Raw genomic sequence first — 21,507 nt, forward strand, 5'->3', positions numbered from 1 at the left:
GAGTGGGGGTGGGCACCGACCCAGCCTACGGACTCCGGTCTGCGGGGGCGGGGGCCTCGCTAGCCTGGGCTCATGACCTCCGCCACACCCGCTCGCCCCGCGCCCGCTGCCAGCCCGACGACGTCGCCCCGGGACGGTGCGCGACCGCGGCTGGTCGTGGGGCTCGCGCTGCTCGACGATGTGGCCGCGCCGACCCGCCTGCTGGCGGCCCGTCGCAGCGCGCCTGCCCCGCTGCGGGGGCTCTGGGAGTTCCCCGGGGGCAAGGTCGAGCCGGGGGAGGGCGTCCAGGAGGCGCTGCTGCGGGAGTGCCGGGAGGAGCTCGGGGTCGCCGTGCGGCTCGGCCCCGAGGTGGCGGCGCCGGAGCCGGACGGGTGGGAGCTGGCCAACGGCGCCCGGATGCGGGTGTTCTGGGGCGTCCTGGCGGAGGAGGGGACGACACCCCGAGCCCTCCAGGACCACGACCTGCTGGCGTGGCTGCCGCTCGCCGGGCCGGGCGTGCGGCACCTGGACTGGATCCCGGCGGACCGGCCGATCGTGGCCGAGGTGCTCCGTGGCGCCGCCACGGCGTTCTCCGCGGGGCGCTGAGTCGACACGCGGCCGGCCGCGCCCCGCGGACCGGTCAGAACAGCGCGGGCTGCGCCGCCGGAGCGGAGGGCCGGGACGTCGGCCGGCGCCGGGCCGGGGGACCGTCCTCGCGCCGGATGCCGTGGGCGCCGCCGCGGGCCAGGCCGTGCCGTGCGGCGGCCTCCCCGGCCATCCGGGTGAGCATGCGGCGGTACGACTCGGGCGCGTAGGCGGACCGGGCGTACATCTGCTCGTAGCCGGCCAGCAGATCCGGGTGCTCGCGGCGGATCCAGTCCAGGTACCACTCCTTCGCGCCCGGCCGCAGGTGCAGGGCGCCCGGCATGACGCGCGCGGCTCCGGCGTCCGCCAGCGCGCGCATGAGGGCGTCGATCTCGCGGTCCCCGTCCGTGAGCCACGGCAGCAGGGGCATGGCCATGACGGTGACGTCCGCACCCGCGGCGGCGAGCCGCTCGATCAGGCGCAGGCGTGCGGTCGGCGACGGCGTGCCCGGCTCGACCGCGGCGGCGATGGCGGGGTCGAGCATCGCCAGGGACAGCGAGACCTGCACCGGCACCTGGCGCGAGGCCGCCTGCAGCAGGGGCACATCCCGCGCGAGCAGGGTCCCCTTGGTCAGCACGGAGAACGGGGTGCCGGAATCGGCCAGGGCCCGGATGATCCCGGGCATCAGCGCGTAGCGGCCCTCGGCCCGCTGATACGGGTCCGTGTTCGTCCCCAACGCCACCGCCTCGCGGCCCCACGTGGGGCGGGCGAGTTCGGCGCGCAGCACCTCGGCGACGTTGACCTTCACGACGATCTGCCGGTCGAAGTCGGCCCCGGCGTCGAGCTCGAGGAAGGTGTGGGTGCTGCGGGCGTAGCAGTACCGGCAGGCGTGGGTGCAGCCGCGGTACGGGTTCACGGTCCAGCGGAACGGCATGGCCGAGGCGGACGGCACCGAGTTCAGTGCGGTCTTGGCGAGCACCTCATGGAAGGTGACCCCCGCGAACTCCGGGGTGGTGACACTCCGCTGCAGGTCCGAGAGCGGCAGCAGGGCGGCGGAGCCGGCCGGTGTGCCGGCCGTCGCCCGCTGGGCTCCGCCCTCGGACCGCAGGGTCTGCGCTTCCCATCGCATGGCCAGAAGTAGAACACATGTTCGAATCGACCCGCAAGCGTGTTCGAGTCCGGGCGGGGCGCGGGCGCCCAGACGCGCCTACCGTGGTCGCCATGACCTCCCGTGCACCCGCCCCGGCCGCCCGCGTCCTGCTCACGGGCTTCGAGCCCTTCGGCGGCGACGTCCACAACCCGTCGATCGCCGCCGCGCGGGACGCCGTGGGCATCCTGGCGGACCGGGGTGTGACGGCCGAGGCGGTCGAGCTGCCGTGCGCGTTCGGCGCGGCCGGGTCTGCCCTGACCGCGGCCCTCGACCGGGTCCGGCCGGAGGTGGCGATCGCCGTCGGGCTGGCCGGCGGCACGGCGGCCGTCCGGGTCGAGCGGGTGGCCGTGAACCTGCAGGACGCCCGGATCCCGGACAACGCGGGGGACCAGCCCGTGGACCGGCCCGTGCGCGCCGACGGGCCCGCGGCCCTGTTCGCCACCCTGCCCGCCAAGCGTGCCGTCGCCGCGATCCGGGCGGCCGGCGTCGCCGCGGAGCCGTCCCTGTCCGCGGGCGCGTTCGTGTGCAACCACGTCATGTACGCCCTCCTCGACGCCCCCGGCACCGCCCGGGCCGCCGGCTTCCTCCACGTGCCGTGGGACGCCGAGCACCGCCCGACGCCGGACACCCCGGCGCTGCCCGCGGCCGACCTGGCGCGCGCGGTGGCCGAGGCCGCCCTGACGGCGCTGGCCGGCGGCCCCGACCTCGACGTCCCCGGCGGCACCATGCACTGACCTCCCCGGACCCCGGGTCCGCGTCGGCGCGACCGCCCGTGCCCGTCAGCGGCGCGGCCGCAGGCCGCGGACCACGGGCCGCTCGACGTAGCCGCCCAGGGCCAGGCCCGCGCGTCGTTCGAAGACGTTGCGCGACGCCGGGTCCCCGGTCCGCCACGTCGACCACGCCGCCGCGAGCGCGTACGCCGGCAGGAACGGCAGACCCAGCAGGAGGGCGTACTGGTCCGCATGGCCGGCCTCGTGCCGCCACAGCGCGGGCGTCATGCGCAGGCCGGGGCGGGTGAACACGACGTCGCCGACCGTGAACGCGGCCCCGCCCGGGAACCGGTGCGTCCAGCCGCGGGCCTCGATCAGCCCGTGCGGCCCGGGCCGCAGCGCGCAGCCGGCGACGACGGCGCCCACCAGCCCCAGCGGCGTCGCCAGGTTCAGCAGGTTCCACAGCCCGCGCGCCCGCACGTGCGCCGGAGGCGACGGCCGGGAGGGGGCGGCGGTCACGGCCGTGTCGCGGGGTCGACGTCACCGGCGGGGGACCCGGACGCGGGGACGTCGAAGTAGAGCGGGGCATGGGCGGCGCAGCCCGGGTTGAACGGCGCTCCGCAGGCCGGACACGCGGGATCGGCGGTGGCCTCGAGGGCGAGGTAGGCGGCCACGCTGAGCTCGGTGCGGCACACCCCGCACAGCACGTGCGGCCGGTCGAAGTCGCCGGCCGGCACCGGCACGGCCGGGTGGTCGGCGAGTTCCGCGTGGCAGCGGTGGCAGGACCAGTACGCGGGGCAGCAGGCGAAGCGCAGGGCGACGACGTCCCGCGCCGTGGCGTAATGGGCGCAGCGGGTCTGCGCGTCCAGCCCCACGCCCCGCAGCAGCGGGTCGGTGCCGTCGAGGGAGTCCGGGGCGGTCATGCGCCTCAGCCTAGGCCGAGCGCGCCCGGGGCGGACACTAGACTGACGGGCGTCCCACCGTCCCCCATGCGAAGGTCGTTGCCCTGATGACACCCAGCCCCGAGACCGGCGCGGAGCCCACCGCGCCCGTGGCGGAGATCTCCCCCGTGGACGCGGAGGCGGTGGAGGCCGCCGTGCAGGCCGCGCTCGCCGCGTACGAGGCCGCGGCGGACCTCGATGAGCTCAAGGCCGCCCGCCTGGCCCACACCGGCGACCGGGCCCCCCTGACTCTCGCGAACAAGGCGATCGGCGCTCTGCCCAAGGAGCGCAAGGCGGAGGCCGGCAAGCTCATGGGCGCCGCACGCGGCCGCCTGGGCAAGGCCCTGGCCGCCCGCACCGAGGTGCTCGAGGCGGAGCAGGCCGCGCGGATCCTGCGCGAGGAGACGGTGGACGTGACCACCGCGGTCCGTCGCCGCCGCGTCGGCGCCCGTCACCCGCTCTCGCTGACGATGGACCGTGTCTCGGAGATCTTCGTCGGCATGGGCTGGGAGATCGCGGAGGGCCCCGAGCTCGAGTCCGAGTGGTTCAACTTCGACTCCCTCAACTTCGCGCCGGACCATCCGGCCCGCGAGATGCAGGACACCTTCTTCGTGGCCCCGGCCGAGGCCCACCTGCTGCTGCGCACCCACACCTCCCCGGTGCAGATGCGCTCCCTGCTCGAGCGGGGCGCCCCCACCTACGTGCTGTGCCCGGGTCGCACCTTCCGCACGGACGAGCTGGACGCCACGCACACCCCGGTGTTCCACCAGTTCGAGGGCCTGGCCGTGGACAAGGGCCTGACCATGGCCCACCTGCGCGGCACCCTCGAGTACTTCGCCCGCCAGATGTTCGGGGCCGAGGCGGCCATCCGCCTGCGCCCGAACTTCTTCCCGTTCACCGAGCCCAGCGCCGAGCTGGACATCTGGCACCCCGGCGCCAAGGGCGGGCCCCGCTGGATCGAGTGGGGCGGCTGCGGCATGGTGCACCCGAATGTGCTGCGCGCCGCGGGCCTGGACCCGGAGGAGTACTCCGGGTTCGCGTTCGGCATGGGCGTGGAGCGCACGCTCATGTTCCGCAACGAGGTCCCGGACATGCACGACATGATCGAGGGCGACGTCCGCTTCTCCCAGCACTTCGGAATGGAGGTCTGATCCATGCGCATCCCCCTGGACTGGCTGCGGGAGTTCGTCCCCGTGCCCGCGGAGCACCGTGCCGAGGACGTGATGGCCGACCTCGTCCGCGTCGGCCTCGAGGAGGAGGACGTCCACCGTCCGGCCGCCGAGCTGCAGGGCCCGATCGTCGTCGGGCAGGTGCTCTCCAAGGAGCCCGAGCCGCAGAAGAACGGCAAGACCATCAACTGGTGCTCCGTGCGGGTGGTTCCCGAGGGCGCCGCCCAGCCGCTCACCGGCGAGGGCATCGAGCCCTCCGGCGTGCAGGGCATCGTGTGCGGCGCCCACAACTTCGAGGTCGGGGACAAGGTCGTCGTGACCCTGCCCGGCGCGGTGCTGCCCGGCGACTTCCGCATCAGCCCCCGCAAGACCTACGGGCACGTCTCGGCCGGGATGATCGCCTCCAGCACGGAGCTGGGCGTGGGCGACGACGGCACGGACGGGATCATCGTGCTCGGCGACCTCGGGCTCGACCCCGAGCCGGGCACCGACGCCCGGGACGTCCTGGACCTGCACGGCGAGGCCGCCGAGATCAACGTGACGCCCGACCGCGGCTACGCGTTCTCGATGCGCGGCGTCGCGCGCGAGTACGCGCACGCCACCGGCGTGCCCTTCACGGACCCGGCCGCCGCCGTCCACCCGCCCGCGGCCGACGACGCCGGCCCGGCCGTCCGCATCGACGACGACGCGCCGATCCACGGCGAGCCCGGGGCCACCCGGTTCGTGGCCCGCACGGTCTCCGGCGTGGACGCGACCCGCCCGACCCCGCCGTGGCTGGCCGCGCGCCTGCGCCTGGCCGGCATCCGCACCATCTCCCTGCCGGTGGACATCTCCAACTACGTCATGTGGGAGCTGGGCCAGCCCCTGCACTTCTACGACGCGGACACGCTCTCCGGCGAGATCGTGGTGCGCCGCGCGCGGGCCGGAGAGACCCTGACCACCCTCGACGGCAAGGAGCGCGAGCTCGACCCCGAGGACCTGCTCATCACGGACGACTCCGGCCCCATCGGCCTGGCGGGCGTCATGGGCGGGGCCGCCACCGAGGTCACGGACGCCACCACCACGATCGTGGTCGAGTCCGCGAACTTCGACCCCGTGTCGATCGCCCGTACGCGGCGCCGGCACCGCCTGCCCTCGGAGGCGTCGAAGCGCAACGAGCGCGGCGTCGACTGGGAGATCGCCGACGAGGCGGCCGAGCGGGCCGTGCAGCTGCTCGTCGAGCTCGCCGGCGGCACCGCCGAGCCCGGGGTCACCGACGTCGGGACGCGGCCGCAGCCGGCCGTCGTCGAGATGGCCGCCGACTTCCCCTCCGCCCTGGTGGGCGTGGCGTACACGACCGACGAGGTCGTGGAGACGCTGCGCGCCCTGGGCGCCGAGGTGGCCGTCGCCGAGGCCGCCGCCGACGTCGCCCCGCGGCTGACCGTGACCGCCCCGTCGTGGCGCACGGACCTGCGCATCCCCGAGGACCTCGCCGAGGAGGTCGCGCGCCTGCGCGGCTACGACGCGATCCCCTCCGTGGTGCCCGTGGCCCCGCCGGGCCGCGGCTTCACCCGCCGCCAGGCCCAGCGTCGCCGCGTGTCGGCCGCGCTCGCGGCCGCGGGACTCACCGAGGTGCTGGCCTACCCGTTCGTCTCCGAGGAGCAGAACCGGCGTTTCGGGGCGGACTCGGACGCGCAGGGCCAGGCCCTGGCGATGGTGGCCCTGGCCAATCCGATCGCCTCCCAGTACCGGTACCTGCGCCTGTCGCTGCTGCCGGGCCTCGTCGAGACCGCGCGCCGCAACCTCGGACGCGGCTTCCGCGATCTGGCGCTGTACGAGATGGGGCTGGTCTTCCTGCCCGGCGCGCAGCTGGGCTCGGCGACGATCCCCCCGCGCGCGGTCCACCCCTCCGCCGAGGTCCTCGCCGACCTCGAGGCCGGCATCCCCGCTCAGCCGTGGCACGTGGCCGGTCTGTACGCCGGGCACGACTCGGCGCCCGGGCCGGACCACGACCCCCGCCCGGTGGACTGGCAGGACGCGATCGCCGGGGCCCTCGACGTGGCCGACGTCCTCGGCGTCGAGCTGACCGTCCGGCAGGGCCGGCACCACGCGTTCCACCCGGGCCGGGTGGCCGAGCTCGTCGTCGTGACCGAGCACGGGGACCGGGTGGTGGGCGTCGCCGGCGAGCTGCACCCGCAGTGGCTCGAGGCCGAGGACCTGCCCGCCCGCACGAGCGTGTGGGAGCTGGACCTGGACGCGCTGTGCGCCGCGGCCCCCGAGATCGTGGTCGCCGCACCGCTGTCCACGTTCCCCGTGAGCACGCAGGACGTGGCGCTCGTGGTGGACGAGGCCGTCGTGGCCGGGGACGTGCGCGCGACCCTCGCCGAGGGTGCCGGGGAGCTGCTCGAGGCCGTCGAGCTGTTCGACGTCTACCGGGGCGCGGGCGTGCCGGAGGGGCGGAAGTCCCTCGCGTTCTCCCTGCGCTTCCGCGCCCCTGACCGCACGCTCACCGCGGAGGAGGTCTCCGAGGCCCGCGCCGCGGCCACCGCGCTCGCGGCGCAGCGGCACGGGGCGGTCCAGCGCTGACCGTGTCCGTCGCGACCGGCCCGTGGGGCCTGACCTCGGCCGTCCCCGCCTCGGCGGGGGCGGCCGACGCCGTCTCCGCGCTGCTCGGTCAGGTGCGCACCGCCCTGACGGCGGCCTGGGGCGTGCCGGTGGGGCCGCTCGGGCTCCGGCACGCCTGCCCGCGCTGCGGCTCGGCCGCGCACGGCGTCCCCGCGCTGACCGGCCTGCCCCCCGGCCGGGTCGCCCTCGTCTCGTTCACGCGCGTCCGGATGCCCGGCACTGAGGACCGGGCTCGGATCGGGGCGTGGTGGGCGCCGGCACGGCCCGCCGACGGGCTCGGCCTCGGGGTGGACGTCGAGCGGGCGGACGCCGCGGCCTTCGCGGACGAGGACGGCCTGGGCGGGGTGGGCTTCTCGACGGCGGAGCGCGCCCGGGTGCGGGAGCTTCCCGCCCCCGAGAGGCCCGCCGCGCGGGCCCGGCTGTGGACGCGGAAGGAGGCGCTCGTGAAGGCCGCCGGCACCGGCTTCACGGGCGACCCCGCCGCCGTCGACGCACTGACCGTGCCGGCCGACGTCGTGCTGGTGGACCTCACCGACCGGCTGCCGGGCGGTCTCCTCGGGGCGCTGGCGCTGCGGGGCCGCTGAGTCGACCGCGCGGGCGCCTCAGCCCGGGAACGGCGGCAGCTCGGGCCGCAGCGTCCACGCGTCGAAGAGCTCGTCCACCTGCGCTCGGCTCACCCCGGCGTGCGGGGCCCACGCGTGCACGTGCGTGCGCAGCCCCAGGGAGTCGACGGTGCCGAACCGGTGCTCCCGCACCCAGGCGCGCAGCATGGAGCCGAAGAGGTCCGTGCCCAGCAGGTGCCGCAGCGCCTCCACGGTGAGCGCGCCGCGCTTGTACACCCAGTCCTCGAACATCTCCTCCGGCCCGGGCTCGGCCAGCGCCTGCTCCACCGGGTGCGCGGCCAGCTTCTGCCAGGCCCGCCGCGCCATCGAGGTGATGCTGGACCGCCCCGAGGCCTCGGCCCACAGCCACTCGGACCAGCAGGCGAAGCCCTCGTGCAGCCACAGGTCGGACCAGCGGCCCAGGGTCACGGCGTTGCCGAACCACTGGTGGGACATCTCGTGGGCGATCAGCCGCTCGGACTCCCACGAGCCGTCCAGGTGGTTGGTGCCGAACAGCGACATGCTCGCGGCCTCGAGCGGGATCTCGAGCTCCTCGTCGGCCACGACCGCGGTGTAGTCCTCGAATGGGTATGGCCCGTAGGCGTCGATGAACGTGGCCATCATGGCCGGCTGGGGGGCAAGGGCCCGGAGGGCCCGCTGCTCGGTCCGCGGGGAGACCACGAGGCGCAGCGGCGGCAGGCCCTCGGCGGGAGGGGCGGCGTCCACGAGCCGGTAGCGGCCGATCTGCACGCTGAGCAGGTAGGCGGGCACGGGCTGGTCGAGCCGCCACCGCCACGTGACCCGCGAGCCGCGCGTGCGCACGGGCGCGCCCACGCCGTTGGCGACGGGCAGGTAGCCCGCGTCGCAGGTGAGGGTGATCTCCGCCGTCGAGCGGGAGGTGGGGGAGTCCACGCACGGCAGCCACGTGGAGGCGCCGTGGGGCTGCCCGGCCACGAGCACGCCGTCCGTGAGCTCCTCCCAGCCGATCGTGCCCCACGGGCTGCGCCGCAGCGTGGGCGTGCCCGCGTAGACCACGGTCAGCTCCACGAGCGTGCCCTCCGGCCGGCTCTCGTCCAGGTCGACGACGAGGCGGCTCGGGGCGCGGCCCGGCTGGGTGAACGAGGAGGCGACGGCGCGGCCGTCGACGACGGCGTCCACCCGGGACACGCGCAGCCGGTACAGGTCCAGCTCGATGCGGCGGCTCTGCTTCGTCAGGCGCACGCGCAGGACGGCGGTGCCGGAGACCCGGTTCGCGGCCAGGCGCACGTCGAGGTCCAGTGCGATGTGCTCGACGGTGGCGGCGTCGGTGCCGACGCCCGGGACGTAGGGATCGGTGCTCATGCTTCCTCTCGGGAGGGGGTGGCCGCGGCGGCGGGGTCGCCGTCAGGACGACGCCACGGGGAGACCGGGTTGCCGAGCCACCACGTGCCGGCGGGCAGCTCCTCGCCGCGCATCACGAGGGACCCGGCACCGACGGTGGTGCCGCGGCCCAGGCGGGCGGCGGGCAGCACCACGGAGTGGGGGCCGAGGGTGGCGCCGTCCTCCAGGACGACGGCGTCCAGGGACATCACGCGGTCGTGGAACAGGTGGGTCTGGACGACGCAGCCGCGGTTCACGGTGGCGCCGTCGCCGAGCTCCACGAGGTCGGCCTCGGGCAGCCAGTAGGACTCGACCCAGGCGCCGTGGCCGATGCGGGCGCCCATCGCGCGCAGGAACCAGACCAGGGCGGGGGTGCCGGCCGCGGCCCGGCTGAACCACGGGGCGGCGAGGAACTCGGTGAAGGTGTCCGCGACCTCGTTGCGCCAGATGAACGAGGACCACAGCGGGTGCTCGCCCGCGCGGATCCGGCCGACGAAGACCCGCTTGGCGAGCACGGTCAGGCTCGCCGCGACCGCGCCGGCCGCGAGCAGGACGACGCCGCCCAGGACGAAGGCCAGCGCCCACGTGCCGACCGCGATGAGGGCGGCCAGCGTCGCGCCGACGGCGAGGGACAGGGCCACGTGCAACCACACCGGGATCGCGCGCAGCAGCTCCCAGGCGGTGCGGGCGGCCTTGAGTCGGGCCGGCGGGTCGTAGGTGAGGGCGGCGTCTGCGGTGACCTCGTTGCGGCGCAGGCGCACGGGCGGGGAGCCCATCCAGGACGTGCCCGCCTTGGTCTTGGCCGGGGTGGTGGACAGCACCGCCACGAGCGAGTCGCGGCGCAGGGTGCGGCCGCCGGGCACCATGCCGGAGTTGCCCACGAACGAGCGCTTGCCGACCTTCGCGGGGGCCACGTGCATCCACCCGCCGTCGAGGGAGTAGGAGGAGACCATCGTGTCGTCGGCGAGGAACGCGCCGTCGCCCACGCGGGTCATGCAGGGCAGGAGCACCACGGTGGAGGCCTCGACGCCGCGGCCCACCTCGGCGCCCAGCAGGCGCAGCCACGTCGGCGTGAAGCGGGAGGCGTAGATCGGGAACAGCTGGTCGCGGGCGGCGTCGAGGACGCGCTCGGTGGCCCACACCTGCCAGCCGACCCGGGAGCGCACGGGGTGGTGCCCCTCCGTGATGCCGAGCGCGAGCAGGCGCACGGTGACGAGCACGAGCAGCATCTGGGTCAGGAACCAGACGCCGGCCACCAGGGGGCTTGCGGCCAGCAGGCGCGCCGCGGTGGTCCCGACGGCGGCCAGCGGCCCCGCCTCCGGGGCCGGCGGCCACCAGGTCAGCGACCACGCGGCCACCGCGGCCGCCGCGGCGGCGGAGACGAGCGGAAGGAGGGAGATGAGGGTCGAGAGGACGGTCGCCATCAGGCGCCAGCCCGGGGTCTCCCGCGGCGCCTCGGCGGGGCCGCGGGACTTCACCTTGCCCACCTTGACGGCGGGGGAGCCGGCGTGGCGCTGGCCGCCGCGCACCCGCCCGGCGACGGTGGACCCGGCCTCGACGTGCGCCCCGGCGCCGACCTGGGCGCCCGGCAGGAGCGTGGAGCGGGCGCCCACGACGGCGTCCGCGCCGATGCGCACCTCGCCGAGCCGGACGACGTCGCCGTCGACCCAGTAGCCGGACAGGTCCACCTCAGGCTCGATCGCGGCGCCCTCCTCGACCGTGAGCATGCCGGTGACCGGTGGCACGGTGTGCATGTCCACGTCCTTGCCGATCCGGTTGCCCAGCAGTCGCGCGTAGGCGGGCACCCACGTGGCGCCGGCCAGCGAGTAGGGGTCCACGAGGTCGCTGATCTGCTGGGCGAGCCACAGGCGCAGGTGGACGCGGCCACCGCGCGGGTAGGACCCGGGGCTCACGCCGCGCAGCAGCAGCCGGGCCGTCGCGGCGGTGAGCAGCATGCGGCCGGGTACGGTCACCACCAGCAGGCCGGCCACGATCAGCACCCACCACGGCACGGTGGGCAGCCCGGGCGCGAGCCCGGAGAGCGTCAGCAGGTTCAGGGCCAGGCCGGTCCACACGCCCAGGCGCAGGGCGGGCAGGACGAACACGGGCAGCCCCACGAGGGTCTGGACCCACTGGGTGCGGTGGCGGGTGCGGTCGACGTGCCGGTCGTGCACCTCGATGCCGTGGGGGCCGTGCTCGCCCACGACGGCGGCCACGAGGGCCCCGGCGGTGGGGTTGCGGTAGACGTCCTGGACGGTCACGGCCGGGTGGCGCAGGCGCAGGCGGGCCACGAGCTGGGCCGCGGCGAGCGAGCCGCCGCCGGCCTCGAAGAAGTCGGTGTCGGCGTCCTTGGGGGGCGCGCCGAGCACGTCCGCCCACTGGCGCAGCACCCAGCCGTCGGCGGTGTCCTCGTCCGGCGGGGGCGCGTCCTCGTCCACCTCGGCGCCGGGCAGGGGCCACGGCAGCGCGTGGCGGTCCACCTTGCCGGAGGTCTTCGTGGGCAGGGAGTCCACGACGGCCAGCCGGGGCACGAGGGCGGCCGGCAGCTCCGTCGCGAGGTGCTCGCGGGCCATGTGCAGGTCGAGCCCGGCGTCGGGGTCCGCGGGCACGAGATAGCCGACGAGGATCTGGTGGCCCGCCGGGGTGGTCTGCACGGCCGCGGCGCCGCCGTGGACGCCGGGCAGGGCCTGGAGGGCCGCGTCCACCTCGCCGAGCTCGATGCGCCGGCCGCCGAGCTTCACCTGGTCGTCGGCGCGGCCGACGAACAGCAGGCCCTCCGGCTCGAAGACCACGAGGTCGCCGGAGCGGTAGGCGCGCTCCCAGCCGAGGGAGGGCATGGGGGCGTACTTCTCGGCGTCCTTGGCCGGGTCGAGGTAGCGGGCCAGGCCGACGCCGCCGATGATCAGCTCGCCCGTCTCGCCCTCGGCCACGGGCAGCGTGGTCTGCGGATCGACGACGGCCAGGTCCCAGCCGTCCAGGGGCAGGCCGATGCGGACCGGGTCGAGACCGGTGAGCGGGGCCGCGCACGCGACGACGGTGGCTTCCGTGGGGCCGTAGGTGTTCCAGACCTCGCGGCCGTCCTCCGCCAGGCGCGCGGCGAGCTCGGGCGGGCAGGCCTCGCCGCCGAAGATCAGCAGCCGGACGTTGTCCATGGCCTCGGTGGGCCACATCGCGGCGAGGGTCGGCACGGTGGACACGGCGGTGATGCGCCGCTCGGCGAGCCACGGGCCGAGGTCCATGCCGGAGCGCACGAGCGAGCGGGGGGCCGGGACCAGGCATGCACCGTGTCGCCAGGCGAGCCACATCTCCTCGCACGAGGCGTCGAACGCGACGGACAGTCCCGCCAGCACGCGGTCGCCCGGGGCGAGCGGATCGTCCGCCAGGAAGATCCGCGCCTCGGCGTCCACGAAGGCCGCGGCCGAGCGGTGGCTCACCGCCACGCCCTTGGGGGTGCCCGTCGAGCCCGAGGTGAAGATGATCCACGCGTCGTCCTCGAGCCCGGGGGCGCGGGCCTCGGCGGCCGGGTCCACGGTGTGCTCGGGGTGCGGGGCGTAGACCCGCTCGTCGGTGAGGACGCCGGCCACCTTCGCCTCGCCGAACACGAGACGGGCGCGCTCCTCCGGATCGTCCGCGTCCACGGGGACGTAGGCCGCGCCGGCGGCGAGCACGCCGAGGATCGAGACGTACAGCGCGGCCGTGCCCGAGGCGATCCGCACGCCGACCCGGTCTCCCGCCCGCACGCCGGCGGCCCACAGGTGGCGGGCGGTCTCGTCGACGCGCTCCCGCAGCTCCGCGTACGTCAGCGGCTCGACGCCGTCGTCCAGGGCGGTCGCGTCCGGGTGCTCGCGCGCCGTGGCGTCGAAGAGCTCGACGAGCGTCCGGGCGGGCGGGGTGCGCTCGGAGCCGGGCAGCTGCGGCCGATGCGGCGCGCCCGCGGGGTCGAGGGGGGGTGGGCGCGGCGGACGAAAGGGACACAGGGGCCTCCGGGGGTGTGAGCGGCAAACCGAGGGTCGGACGCGGACCAGGCCGCAGCGGGACATTCTATGCCCCGCCCGCGGCCGCGCGGGGCGCCCGGAAGGCACCGGGCGGGTCCGGTTCAGGAGAGGGTGAGCAGTACCTTGCCCGTCGTCGACCGGGACTCGAGGGCGGCGTGCGCGGCGGCCGCGTCCGCGAGCGGGAAGCGCTCGCCGATCCGTACGTCGAGCTCGCCGGAGGCCCACGCCCCGAACACCTCTCCACCACGCCAGCGGGTCTCCTCGCCCGTGCGCGTGTAGTGCACCAGCGAGGGCCGGGTGACGTACAGCGCGCCGGCCGCGTTGAGCCGCTGCAGGTCGAAGGGGGGCACCTGCCCGGAGGCCCCGCCGAAGAGCACGAGCGTGCCGCGCACGCGCAGCACCTCGAGCGAGGTGTCGAAGGTGTCCTTCCCCACGCCGTCGAACACGGCGTGCGCGCCCTCGCCGTCGGTCAGCTCGGCCACCGTGGCGGCGAGGTCCGGGTAGTCCACCGCGGCGACGGCGCCCGCGCCCCGGGACAGCTCCCGCTTCTCCTCCGTGGACGCCGTGGTGACCACGCGGGCGCCGCGGGCCGTCGCGAGCTGGGTGAGCAGGAGCCCCACGCCGCCGGCACCGGCCGTCACGACCACCGTGTGGCCCTCCTCCACCGGGAAGGTGGACCGGCAGAGGTAGTGGGCCGTCATGCCCTGCAGCGGAAGGGCGGCGGCCTCGGCCAGGTCGATGCCCTCCGGGACGGCGAGGAGACGATCCGCGGGGGCGGTGAAGTGCTCGGCGTACGCACCGGTGGCCGTCGCGGTGGCGACACGGGCCCCCAGGAGCGCGGCGTCCACGCCCTCGCCGAGCGCGACGACCTCGCCGGAGCCCTCCGTGCCGGGGGTGAAGGGCAGGTCCATCGCGTAGACCCCGGAGCGCTGGTACGTCTCGATGAAGTTCAGGCCCGCCGCGGCGGTCCGCACCAGCACGTGCCCCGGTGCGGGGGAGGGCACCTCCGTCTCGGTCCACTGCAGGACCTCGGGGCCGCCCGTGGCGGACACGACGACGGCGTGGTGGGTGCGGGGGACGGCGGGGGTGTTCGCAGTGGTCATGGCCCCACTCTAGGAGCGGGCCCGGACATCCGGCCCGTCCCGGGGGACCCGAGTAAACGCATAGATATTCCGTGCAACGCATATCTACGCTAGGATGGGGCCATGACCCACACCGTCGCCGTCTCCGGAGCCAGCGGCTACGCCGGGGGAGAGGCCCTGCGCCTGCTCGCCGGCCACCCGTCCGTCACCGTCGGAGCCATCACGGCCCACTCGAACGCGGGGGAGCGCCTCGGCGCCCTCCAGCCGCACCTGCACGCCCTGGCGGACCGCGTCCTCGCCGAGACCACCGCGGACGTCCTCGCCGGTCACGACGTCGTGATCCTCGCGCTGCCCCACGGGGCCTCCGGGGCGCTCGCGGCCGAGATCGCCGAGCGCTCCCCGGACACCCTGGTGATCGACGCGGGCGCCGACCACCGCCTCGAGTCCGCCGCGGACTGGGAGGCCTTCTACGGCACCGCGCACGCCGGGACCTGGCCCTACGGCCTGCCCGAGCTGCCCGGTCAGCGCGAGCGACTCGCCGGCACCCGCCGCATCGCCGTCCCCGGGTGCTACCCGACCACCTCGATCCTCGCCCTCGCGCCCGGCTTCGCCGCGGGGCTGCTCGAGCCGCAGGACGTGGTGATCGTCGCCGCCTCGGGCACCTCCGGGGCGGGCAAGGCGCTCAAGCCGCACCTGCTCGGCGCCGAGGTCATGGGCGGGATGCGCCCGTACGGCGTCGGCGGCGGGCACCGGCACACCCCGGAGATCGAGCAGGGTCTGGCCCAGGCGGCCGGCGAGCCGGTCCGCGTCTCCTTCACGCCCACGCTCGCGCCGATGTCGCGCGGCATCCTCGCGACGGCCACGGCGCGGCTGCGCCCCGGCGTCGCCGCCGCGGACGTGCGCGCCGCATGGGCCGCGGCCTACGGCGGCGAACGCTTCGTGCACCTGCTCCCCGAGGGGCAGTGGCCCACCACGAAGGCGGTCCTCGGCTCCAACCACGTGCAGCTGCAGCTCGCCGTGGACGAGCGGGCCGGCCGCGTGATCGTCTGCGCGGCGCTCGACAACCTCACCAAGGGCACGGCCGGCGGCGCCGTGCAGTCCATGAACATCGCCCTGGGCCTGCCGGAGCAGGCGGGGCTCGAACAGCAGGGGGTCGCACCGTGAGCGTCACCGCGGCACAGGGGTTCCGGGCGGCCGGCGTCACCGCGGGGCTGAAGGCCTCGGGCACGCCCGACGTCGCCGTCGTCGTCAACGAGGGCCCGCGCCGCGCGGCGGCCGCCGTCCTCACCGAGAACCGGGTGGCGGCCGCCCCCGTGGTCTGGACCCGCCGCGCCGTGCGGGACGGCCGCGCGACCGCGGTCGTCCTGAACTCCGGCGGGGCGAACGCGGCCACCGGCGCCGAGGGCCTCGCGGACGCCCGTCGCACCGCCGAGCACGCGGCCGCGGCCCTCGCGACCGCCGCCGACGACGTGCTCGTCTGCTCGACCGGCCTCATCGGCGAACGCCTGCCGATGGACACCCTCACCGCGGGCGTGTCCGAGGCGGTCGCCGCCCTCAGTCCGGACGGCGGCGAGGACGCCGCCGTCGCGATCAAGACCACGGACACCGTGGCCAAGACCGCCGTGGCCCGCGGCGCGGGCTTCACCGTGGGCGGCATGGCCAAGGGGGCGGGCATGCTGGCACCCGGCATGGCCACCATGCTCAGCGTCATCACCACGGACGCCGACGTCCCCGCCCCCGCCCTCGACGCGGCCCTGCGCGAGGCCGTGCGCGCCACCTTCAACCGGGTCGACTCGGACGGGTGCATGTCCACCAACGACACCGTGATCCTGCTGGCCTCGGGCGCGTCCGGGACCGCGCCCGAGCCCGAGGCGTTCGCCGCGGCCCTCCACGAGGTCTGCGCGGACCTGTCCCGCCAGCTCGTCGCCGACGCCGAGGGCGCCCGGCACGACATCGCCGTGCGCGTGGTCCACGCCGAGACCGAGGAAGCGGCCGAGGCCGTCGCCCGCGCCGTCGGCCGCTCCAACCTGTTCAAGACCGCGATCTTCGGCCAGGACCCGAACTGGGGACGCGTGATCGCCGCCGTCGGCACGGTCCCGGAGTCGGTCGCCGCCTTCGACCCGTACGCCCTCGACGTGCGCTTCAACGGCGTCCAGGTGTGCCGCGCCTCCGGTGTGGGGGAGGACCGCTCCCGCGTGGACCTGACGGCCCGCGAGGTGCTCGTCGAGGTCGACCTGCACGCCGGCGACGCCGAGGCCACGGTCTGGACCAACGACCTGACGCACGACTACGTCCACGAGAACTCCGCCTACTCCACGTGAGGACCCCCAGCATGAGCCCGCACACCGACCCGGCCACGGCGGCCGCACCCGTCCTGTCCACCGCGGACCGGCTCGACCGCGCCGAGTCCAAGGCGGAGGTCCTCGTCGAGGCCCTGCCCTGGATCCGGCGGTTCGCCGGCACCGTCATGGTCGTCAAGTACGGCGGCAACGCCATGGTGTCGGAGGAGCTGCGCCGGGCGTTCGCCGAGGACATCGTGTTCCTGCACCACGTGGGGGTCCACCCCGTGGTGGTGCACGGCGGCGGCCCGCAGATCAACGCGATGCTCGACCGCCTCGGCATCGCGTCCGAGTTCCGCGGCGGCCTGCGCGTGACCACCGAGGAGGCCATGGACGTGGTCCGCATGGTGCTCACGGGACAGGTGGGCCGCGAGCTGGTCGGCCTCGTGAACTCCCACGGCCCGTACGCCGTCGGCTTCTCCGGCGAGGACGCGGGGCTGCTGCGCGCCCGCCGCACGGGCGCCGTCGTGGACGGGCAGGAGGTGGACCTCGGCCTCGTGGGCGAGGTCACCGGCGTCGACCCGACCGCGATCCTCGACGTGATCGAGTCCGGGCGGATCCCCGTGGTCTCGTCGGTCGCCCCCGAGATCGACGACGACGGCCAGCCCACCGGGCAGGTCCTCAACGTCAATGCGGACACCGCCGCCGCGGCCCTGGCCGCCGCCCTCGGCGCCGCGAAGCTCGTGCTGCTCACCGACGTCGAGGGCCTCTACGCGGACTGGCCGGACCGGGACTCCCTCATCAGCTCGCTCACCGCCGCCCAGCTGCGTGCGCTGCTGCCCTCCCTGGCCTCCGGGATGATCCCGAAGATGGCCGCGTGCCTGGCGGCCGTCGACGCCGGCGTGCAGCGCGCCCACGTCGTGGACGGCCGCCGCCCCCACTCGATGCTGCTGGAGGTCTTCACCTCCGCGGGCGTCGGCACCCAGGTGGTGCCCGACGCCGAACCCACCGCCCCGACCACCCCCGAGGAGGACGCATGAGCACCGACCAGTCCGCGCTGCTGGAGCGCTACCACGCCGCCCTGACCGGCGTCTTCGGCCGCCCCACCCGCGTGCTCGTGCGCGGCGAGGGGGTCCACGTGTGGGACGCCGACGGCCGGCGCTACACGGACCTGCTGGCCGGCATCGCCGTGAATGCGCTCGGCCACGGCCACCCGGCGCTGGTGCGGGCCGTGTCCGAGCAGATCGCCACGCTCGGCCACGTGTCCAACCTCTTCACGTCCGAGCCGCAGATCCGCCTGGCCGAGCGCCTGCTGGAACTGGCCGGCGTGCCCGCGGGCTCCACCGTGTTCTTCGCGAACTCCGGCACGGAGGCCAACGAGGCCGCGTTCAAGCTCGCCCGCCGCCACGGTGCGGACGACCCGTCCGGCCGCCGGACGCGGGTGATCGCGCTCGAGCGGGCCTTCCACGGCCGCACGATGGGCGCCCTCGCGCTCACGCACAAGGAGGCCTACCGGGCGCCCTTCGAGCCGCTGCCCGGCGGCGTGGAGCACGTGCCGGGCGGGGACGCCGCAGCCCTGCGGGCGGCCCTGGCCCCGGACGACGACGGCGCCACCGTCGCCGCCGTCATCCTCGAGCCGGTCCAGGGCGAGGCCGGCGTGCACGGCTGGCCGGCCGGCTACCTGGCCGAGGTGCGGGCCGCGACCCGCGAGGCCGGCGCCCTGATGATCCTCGACGAGGTGCAGTCCGGCGTGGGCCGCACCGGCACGTGGTTCGGCTTCCAGAACCCGGCCGTCACCGGTGCGGCAGAGCCGGTGGTGCCCGACGCCTTCACCCTGGCGAAGGGACTGGGCGGCGGCGTGCCGATCGGGGCGCTCGTGTGCGTCGGCCCCGCCGTCTCCAGGCTGCTCACCGCCGGCCAGCACGGCACCACGTTCGGCGGCAACCCCCTGGCCACCGCCGCGGGCCTGGCCGTGCTCCAGACCGTCGAGGACGAGGGCCTGCTCGGCCACGTCCGCGCCGCGGGCGAGGCCGTGGCCGCCCTGCTGGAGGACCTGCCCGAGGTGGCCGCGGTGCGCGGTCACGGCCTGTGGATCGGCGTCGACCTGGCCGACCCCGCGGGACCGGTCCCGGCCGGCGGGCTGGCCCCCGCCGTCGTCGCCGCCGGCCTCGAGGCGGGCTGGATCCTCAACGCCACCGGCCCGTCCACCCTGCGCCTGGCCCCGCCGCTCACCGTGCCCGTGGCCGAGCTCGAGCGCTTCGCCGCCGCCCTGCCCGGGCTCGTGGCCGCCGCCCTGACCCCCGCCGAAGGAGACCGCCCATGACCCCCGCCACCGCCGTCCGCCACTTCCTGGTGGACACGGACCTCACCCCGGCCGAGCAGGCCGAGGTGCTCGACCTCGCCGCGCAGATGAAGGCCGACCGGTTCCGGCACCGCCCGCTGGCCGGGCCCCGGACCGGCATCGTGTTCTTCGACAAGACCTCCACGCGCACCCGCGTCTCGTTCGCGGCCGGCATCGCCGAGCTCGGCGGGACGCCCTTGATCGTGAACCCGGGGGAGTCGCAGCTGGGCCACAAGGAGTCCGTGGCGGACACGGCCCGCGTGCTGGAGCGGATGGTCGGCGTCATCGTCTGGCGCACGTTCGCGCAGGCCGGTCTCGAGGAGATGGCCGCCCATTCCTCGGTGCCCGTGGTCAATGCGCTCAGCGACGACTACCACCCCTGTCAGATCCTCGCCGACCTGCTGACGGTGCGCGAGCACCTCGGCGGCACGGCGGGCCGCACTCTGACGTATCTGGGGGACGCGGCGAACAACATGGCCCACTCGTATCTGCTCGGCTGCGCGACGGCCGGCATGCACGTGCGGGTCGCCGGCCCCGAGGGGCACCTGCCTGCCGAGGACGTCGTGGCCGCCGCCCGACGGCGGGCGGCGGAGACGGGCGGTTCCGTCCTCGTCACGACGGACGCGGCCGAGGCCCTGGCGGGCGCGGACGTCGTCGTGACCGACACGTGGGTGTCCATGGGCCAGGAGGAGGAGAAGGAGGCCCGCCTGGCGCTGTTCCGGGACTACCAGGTGGACGCCGCCGCGATGGCGCGGGCGGCCGACGACGCGATCTTCCTGCACTGCCTGCCCGCGTACCGGGGCTACGAGGTCACGGCCGAGGTGATCGACGGGCCGCGGTCCGTGGTGTTCGACGAGGCCGAGAACCGGCTGCACGCGCAGAAGGCGCTCATCGCCTGGCTGCTGTACCGCTCCGGCCTGGCCGAGGAGCCGCGCTGATGGCCGCCCCCACGACGAAGATCGCCCGTCAGGCCGCGATCCGGGAGATCCTGGCCACCCGGGGCATCCGCTCCCAGGCCGAACTCTCGGACGCCCTGGGCGATCGCGGGCTGTCCGTCACCCAGGGCACGCTCTCGCGGGACCTGGTGGACCTCGGCGCGGTGCGGACGCGCGGGCCGGCCGGCATGGTCTACGCCCTTCCGGCGGAGGGCGACGACGCCGCCGTGCCGGGCCGCGGCTCGGACGCGCAGCTGAATCGCCTGGCGAGCATGGCCCGCGAGCTGCTCGTCTCCGCCGAGCCCACCGCGAACCTCGTGGTCCTGCGCACGCCCCCGGGCGCGGCGCAGTTCCTGGCCAGCGTGATCGACCAGGCGCGCGTGGAGCACGTGATGGGCACGATCGCCGGCGACGACACCATCCTCCTCATCACCACGGGGACCACGTCCGCCCCGGCCGTCGCGGCCCACCTGCTGGGTCTGGCGGGCTAACCGACCCGTCCGGCCCCGCCCGCGCGGGTGACGGGCACCAGGCACGAGGAAGGCCCCCGCCGACGGCGGGGGCCTTCCTCGTGTGGTACCGGTCCGGGGGACCGGTCAGGCGTCTCAGGCCTGCGGCAGGACGAGCTCCTGGCCGACGTAGATCACGGCGGCGTCGGAGACGGCGCCCTTGTTGGCCTCGTAGAGGGCGGTCCAGCCACCCTCCACCTCGTACTCGTTGGCGAGCTTCCAGAGGGAGTCACCGGACTTGACGACGATGGTCTCGGCCTCGGCGACGACGGCCTGCTCCGCGGCAGCGGCCTGCTCAGCGGCGGCAGCCTTCTGAGCGGCGGCCTTCTCCGCGGCGGCGGCACGCTGGGCAGCGGCCTTGTCGGCGGCGGCCTGCTCGGCAGCAGCCTGCTCGGCGGCCCAGCGCTCGGCGGCGGCCTGGTCGGCAGCAGCCTGCTCGGCGGCCCAGCGCTCGGCGGCGGCCTGGTCGGCAGCAGCCTGCTCGGCGGCCCAGCGCTCGGCGGCGGCCTGGTCGGCAGCAGCCTGCTCAGCAGCGGCCTGCTCAGCAGCAGCCTCGTCGGCGGCGGACTGGCGCTGCACGGTGGCGGTGCGCTCCACGGCGACCGGGGCGGCCTCGGTGGCGTCCACGTCACCGGCGTCCGCGTCAGCCTGGGTCAGGCCCAGCTTCTGCGAGCACAGCGGCCAGGCGCCCCAGCCCTGCAGGTCCTGGAGGATCTCGGCGCGCTTGATCTGCTCGGCCTTGGAGGCCTGGTGCGGGTAGCCCTCGCCGCCGACGGCCTGCCAGGAGGACAGGGTGAACTGCACGCCGCCGTAGAAGCCGTTGCCGGTGTTGATGTCCCAGGTGCCGTTGGACTCGCACTCGGCGAGGCGGTCCCAGGTGTCCACGGTGGCGGCCTGGGCCAGGGCGGAGAAGCCCACGGCGGCGGCGCCGGCGAGGGTCATGCCCGCAACGATCGAGGCGGTGGCACGGCGGGAGCGGGTGGCGGAAGTGGTGAAGAGAGTCATGGTGTCCATGGCGAGTCCTCGCTGATCGGTGGCCGAGGCACACCGGGGTCGTCCTTCTCCTTGGTCGGGTCATGCCCTCCGTCGGTTCGAGACGACCCAGCAGCGGGCGACCGTCGGAGGGGGTTCGATGTCGTGGCCTCCCCGTCCCCGACCTCTCGGTCAGATCACGGTTCGATCACGAATCGGCTACGGAAGAGTCAACGACGGGAGCCCCCCTCGCGTCAAATCATGGGTCGACGGATTCTTGCCCGTCTGTCTGAAA

The 21,507-nt window shown here is 75.7% G+C and carries 18 protein-coding genes; 11 read left to right on the forward strand and 7 right to left on the reverse strand.

Annotated features, from left to right (window positions below; genetic code table 11):
* Window positions 1–72: 72 nt before the first annotated feature.
* Window positions 73–585 carry a (deoxy)nucleoside triphosphate pyrophosphohydrolase gene (locus J1M39_RS05905; protein ID WP_036315642.1) on the forward strand — a complete coding sequence of 171 codons (513 nt, stop codon included), beginning with the start codon at window positions 73–75 and terminating at the stop codon, window positions 583–585.
* 34 nt (window positions 586–619) lie between these two features.
* Here the strand turns inward: J1M39_RS05905 and J1M39_RS05910 are convergent, their stop codons facing one another.
* Window positions 620–1,693, reverse strand: coding sequence for an Rv2578c family radical SAM protein (locus J1M39_RS05910; protein WP_206496569.1), 1,074 nt, complete (start codon window positions 1,691–1,693; stop codon window positions 620–622).
* A 92-nt stretch (window positions 1,694–1,785) separates the two neighbouring features.
* On the opposite strand from J1M39_RS05910, the gene J1M39_RS05915 reads away from it, so the two are divergent.
* A complete protein-coding gene (locus J1M39_RS05915) occupies window positions 1,786–2,448 on the forward strand; it encodes a pyroglutamyl-peptidase I family protein (RefSeq protein WP_036315688.1) in 663 nt (220 codons plus the stop codon).
* A gap of 45 nt (window positions 2,449–2,493) precedes the next feature.
* Here the strand turns inward: J1M39_RS05915 and J1M39_RS05920 are convergent, their stop codons facing one another.
* Window positions 2,494–2,943 (reverse strand): hypothetical protein, encoded by a 450-nt coding sequence (locus tag J1M39_RS05920; RefSeq protein WP_036315645.1) that lies wholly within the window; start codon window positions 2,941–2,943, stop codon window positions 2,494–2,496.
* On the reverse strand, window positions 2,940–3,347 hold the full coding sequence (locus J1M39_RS05925) for a CHY zinc finger protein (RefSeq protein ID WP_020624687.1): 408 nt from the start codon (window positions 3,345–3,347) through the stop codon (window positions 2,940–2,942). Before J1M39_RS05925 ends, J1M39_RS05920 begins: the two co-directional genes overlap by 4 nt.
* A gap of 86 nt (window positions 3,348–3,433) precedes the next feature.
* Here J1M39_RS05925 and pheS point away from each other — a divergent pair, with 86 nt between their 5' ends.
* From pheS to J1M39_RS05940, 3 genes are read left to right on the forward strand one after another with little or no spacing between them, the layout of a single operon-like run.
* Window positions 3,434–4,516: a phenylalanine--tRNA ligase subunit alpha gene (gene pheS, locus J1M39_RS05930; protein ID WP_012750956.1), complete on the forward strand. Its 1,083-nt coding sequence runs from the start codon at window positions 3,434–3,436 to the stop codon at window positions 4,514–4,516.
* Window positions 4,517–4,519: 3 nt separating this feature from the next.
* Window positions 4,520–7,099, forward strand: coding sequence for a phenylalanine--tRNA ligase subunit beta (pheT, locus tag J1M39_RS05935; RefSeq protein ID WP_036315647.1), 2,580 nt, complete (start codon window positions 4,520–4,522; stop codon window positions 7,097–7,099).
* Between the two features lie 2 nt (window positions 7,100–7,101).
* The gene (locus J1M39_RS05940; RefSeq protein WP_036337488.1) at window positions 7,102–7,722 is read left to right on the forward strand and encodes a 4'-phosphopantetheinyl transferase family protein; all 621 of its coding nucleotides are present in this window, start codon (window positions 7,102–7,104) and stop codon (window positions 7,720–7,722) included.
* Between the two features lie 18 nt (window positions 7,723–7,740).
* Here J1M39_RS05940 and J1M39_RS05945 read toward each other — a convergent pair whose 3' ends face one another.
* The 3 genes from J1M39_RS05945 to J1M39_RS05955 are packed head-to-tail and all read right to left on the reverse strand — an operon-like array spanning window position 7,741 to window position 14,197.
* On the reverse strand, window positions 7,741–9,081 hold the full coding sequence (locus tag J1M39_RS05945; protein WP_036337490.1) for a M1 family metallopeptidase: 1,341 nt from the start codon (window positions 9,079–9,081) through the stop codon (window positions 7,741–7,743).
* Window positions 9,078–13,139 carry a Pls/PosA family non-ribosomal peptide synthetase gene (locus J1M39_RS05950; protein WP_241253874.1) on the reverse strand — a complete coding sequence of 1,354 codons (4,062 nt, stop codon included), beginning with the start codon at window positions 13,137–13,139 and terminating at the stop codon, window positions 9,078–9,080. The genes J1M39_RS05945 and J1M39_RS05950 overlap by 4 nt, the downstream gene beginning before the upstream one ends.
* A 56-nt stretch (window positions 13,140–13,195) precedes the next feature.
* Window positions 13,196–14,197, reverse strand: coding sequence for a quinone oxidoreductase family protein (locus J1M39_RS05955; RefSeq protein ID WP_036337495.1), 1,002 nt, complete (start codon window positions 14,195–14,197; stop codon window positions 13,196–13,198).
* A 102-nt stretch (window positions 14,198–14,299) separates the two neighbouring features.
* On the opposite strand from J1M39_RS05955, the gene argC reads away from it, so the two are divergent.
* Genes argC through argR form a run of 6 tightly spaced genes read left to right on the forward strand, consistent with a single transcriptional unit; the run spans window position 14,300 to window position 20,222 of the window.
* Window positions 14,300–15,340, forward strand: coding sequence for an N-acetyl-gamma-glutamyl-phosphate reductase (gene argC, locus J1M39_RS05960; RefSeq protein WP_095694725.1), 1,041 nt, complete (start codon window positions 14,300–14,302; stop codon window positions 15,338–15,340).
* Complete coding sequence (argJ, locus tag J1M39_RS05965) at window positions 15,337–16,497, forward strand: bifunctional glutamate N-acetyltransferase/amino-acid acetyltransferase ArgJ (protein WP_041104181.1); 1,161 nt, start codon at window positions 15,337–15,339, stop codon at window positions 16,495–16,497. Before argC ends, argJ begins: the two co-directional genes overlap by 4 nt.
* A gap of 11 nt (window positions 16,498–16,508) precedes the next feature.
* Entirely contained in the window at window positions 16,509–17,495 is a 987-nt protein-coding gene (gene argB, locus J1M39_RS05970) for an acetylglutamate kinase (protein WP_196296765.1), read from the forward strand.
* On the forward strand, window positions 17,492–18,778 hold the full coding sequence (locus J1M39_RS05975; protein ID WP_041104178.1) for an acetylornithine transaminase: 1,287 nt from the start codon (window positions 17,492–17,494) through the stop codon (window positions 18,776–18,778). The genes argB and J1M39_RS05975 overlap by 4 nt, the downstream gene beginning before the upstream one ends.
* The gene (argF, locus tag J1M39_RS05980; protein ID WP_041104176.1) at window positions 18,775–19,734 is read left to right on the forward strand and encodes an ornithine carbamoyltransferase; all 960 of its coding nucleotides are present in this window, start codon (window positions 18,775–18,777) and stop codon (window positions 19,732–19,734) included. Before J1M39_RS05975 ends, argF begins: the two co-directional genes overlap by 4 nt.
* Window positions 19,734–20,222, forward strand: coding sequence for an arginine repressor (gene argR / locus J1M39_RS05985; protein WP_036337506.1), 489 nt, complete (start codon window positions 19,734–19,736; stop codon window positions 20,220–20,222). Before argF ends, argR begins: the two co-directional genes overlap by 1 nt.
* A 114-nt stretch (window positions 20,223–20,336) precedes the next feature.
* Here the strand turns inward: argR and rpf are convergent, their stop codons facing one another.
* On the reverse strand, window positions 20,337–21,254 hold the full coding sequence (gene rpf, locus J1M39_RS05990) for a resuscitation-promoting factor Rpf (protein WP_206496570.1): 918 nt from the start codon (window positions 21,252–21,254) through the stop codon (window positions 20,337–20,339).
* Between the last annotated feature and the right edge of the window lie 253 nt (window positions 21,255–21,507).

It is taken from the genome of Micrococcus sp. KRD077 (genome assembly GCF_017168505.1).
Taxonomy (GTDB): domain Bacteria; phylum Actinomycetota; class Actinomycetes; order Actinomycetales; family Micrococcaceae; genus Micrococcus; species Micrococcus luteus.

Bases quoted from the DNA above. Each gene is read 5' to 3' on its own strand.
- J1M39_RS05905 (WP_036315642.1), top strand. From the start codon at position 73: ATGACCTCCGCCACACCCGCTCGCCCCGCGCCCGCTGCCAGCCCGACG.
- J1M39_RS05910 (WP_206496569.1), bottom strand. From the start codon at position 1,693: ATGCGATGGGAAGCGCAGACCCTGCGGTCCGAGGGCGGAGCCCAGCGG.
- J1M39_RS05915 (WP_036315688.1), top strand. From the start codon at position 1,786: ATGACCTCCCGTGCACCCGCCCCGGCCGCCCGCGTCCTGCTCACGGGC.
- J1M39_RS05925 (WP_020624687.1), bottom strand. From the start codon at position 3,347: ATGACCGCCCCGGACTCCCTCGACGGCACCGACCCGCTGCTGCGGGGC.
- pheS (WP_012750956.1), top strand. From the start codon at position 3,434: ATGACACCCAGCCCCGAGACCGGCGCGGAGCCCACCGCGCCCGTGGCG.
- pheT (WP_036315647.1), top strand. From the start codon at position 4,520: ATGCGCATCCCCCTGGACTGGCTGCGGGAGTTCGTCCCCGTGCCCGCG.
- J1M39_RS05945 (WP_036337490.1), bottom strand. From the start codon at position 9,081: ATGAGCACCGATCCCTACGTCCCGGGCGTCGGCACCGACGCCGCCACC.
- J1M39_RS05950 (WP_241253874.1), bottom strand. From the start codon at position 13,139: ATGTCCCGCTGCGGCCTGGTCCGCGTCCGACCCTCGGTTTGCCGCTCA.
- J1M39_RS05955 (WP_036337495.1), bottom strand. From the start codon at position 14,197: ATGACCACTGCGAACACCCCCGCCGTCCCCCGCACCCACCACGCCGTC.
- argC (WP_095694725.1), top strand. From the start codon at position 14,300: ATGACCCACACCGTCGCCGTCTCCGGAGCCAGCGGCTACGCCGGGGGA.
- argB (WP_196296765.1), top strand. From the start codon at position 16,509: ATGAGCCCGCACACCGACCCGGCCACGGCGGCCGCACCCGTCCTGTCC.
- J1M39_RS05975 (WP_041104178.1), top strand. From the start codon at position 17,492: ATGAGCACCGACCAGTCCGCGCTGCTGGAGCGCTACCACGCCGCCCTG.
- argF (WP_041104176.1), top strand. From the start codon at position 18,775: ATGACCCCCGCCACCGCCGTCCGCCACTTCCTGGTGGACACGGACCTC.
- argR (WP_036337506.1), top strand. From the start codon at position 19,734: ATGGCCGCCCCCACGACGAAGATCGCCCGTCAGGCCGCGATCCGGGAG.
- rpf (WP_206496570.1), bottom strand. From the start codon at position 21,254: ATGGACACCATGACTCTCTTCACCACTTCCGCCACCCGCTCCCGCCGT.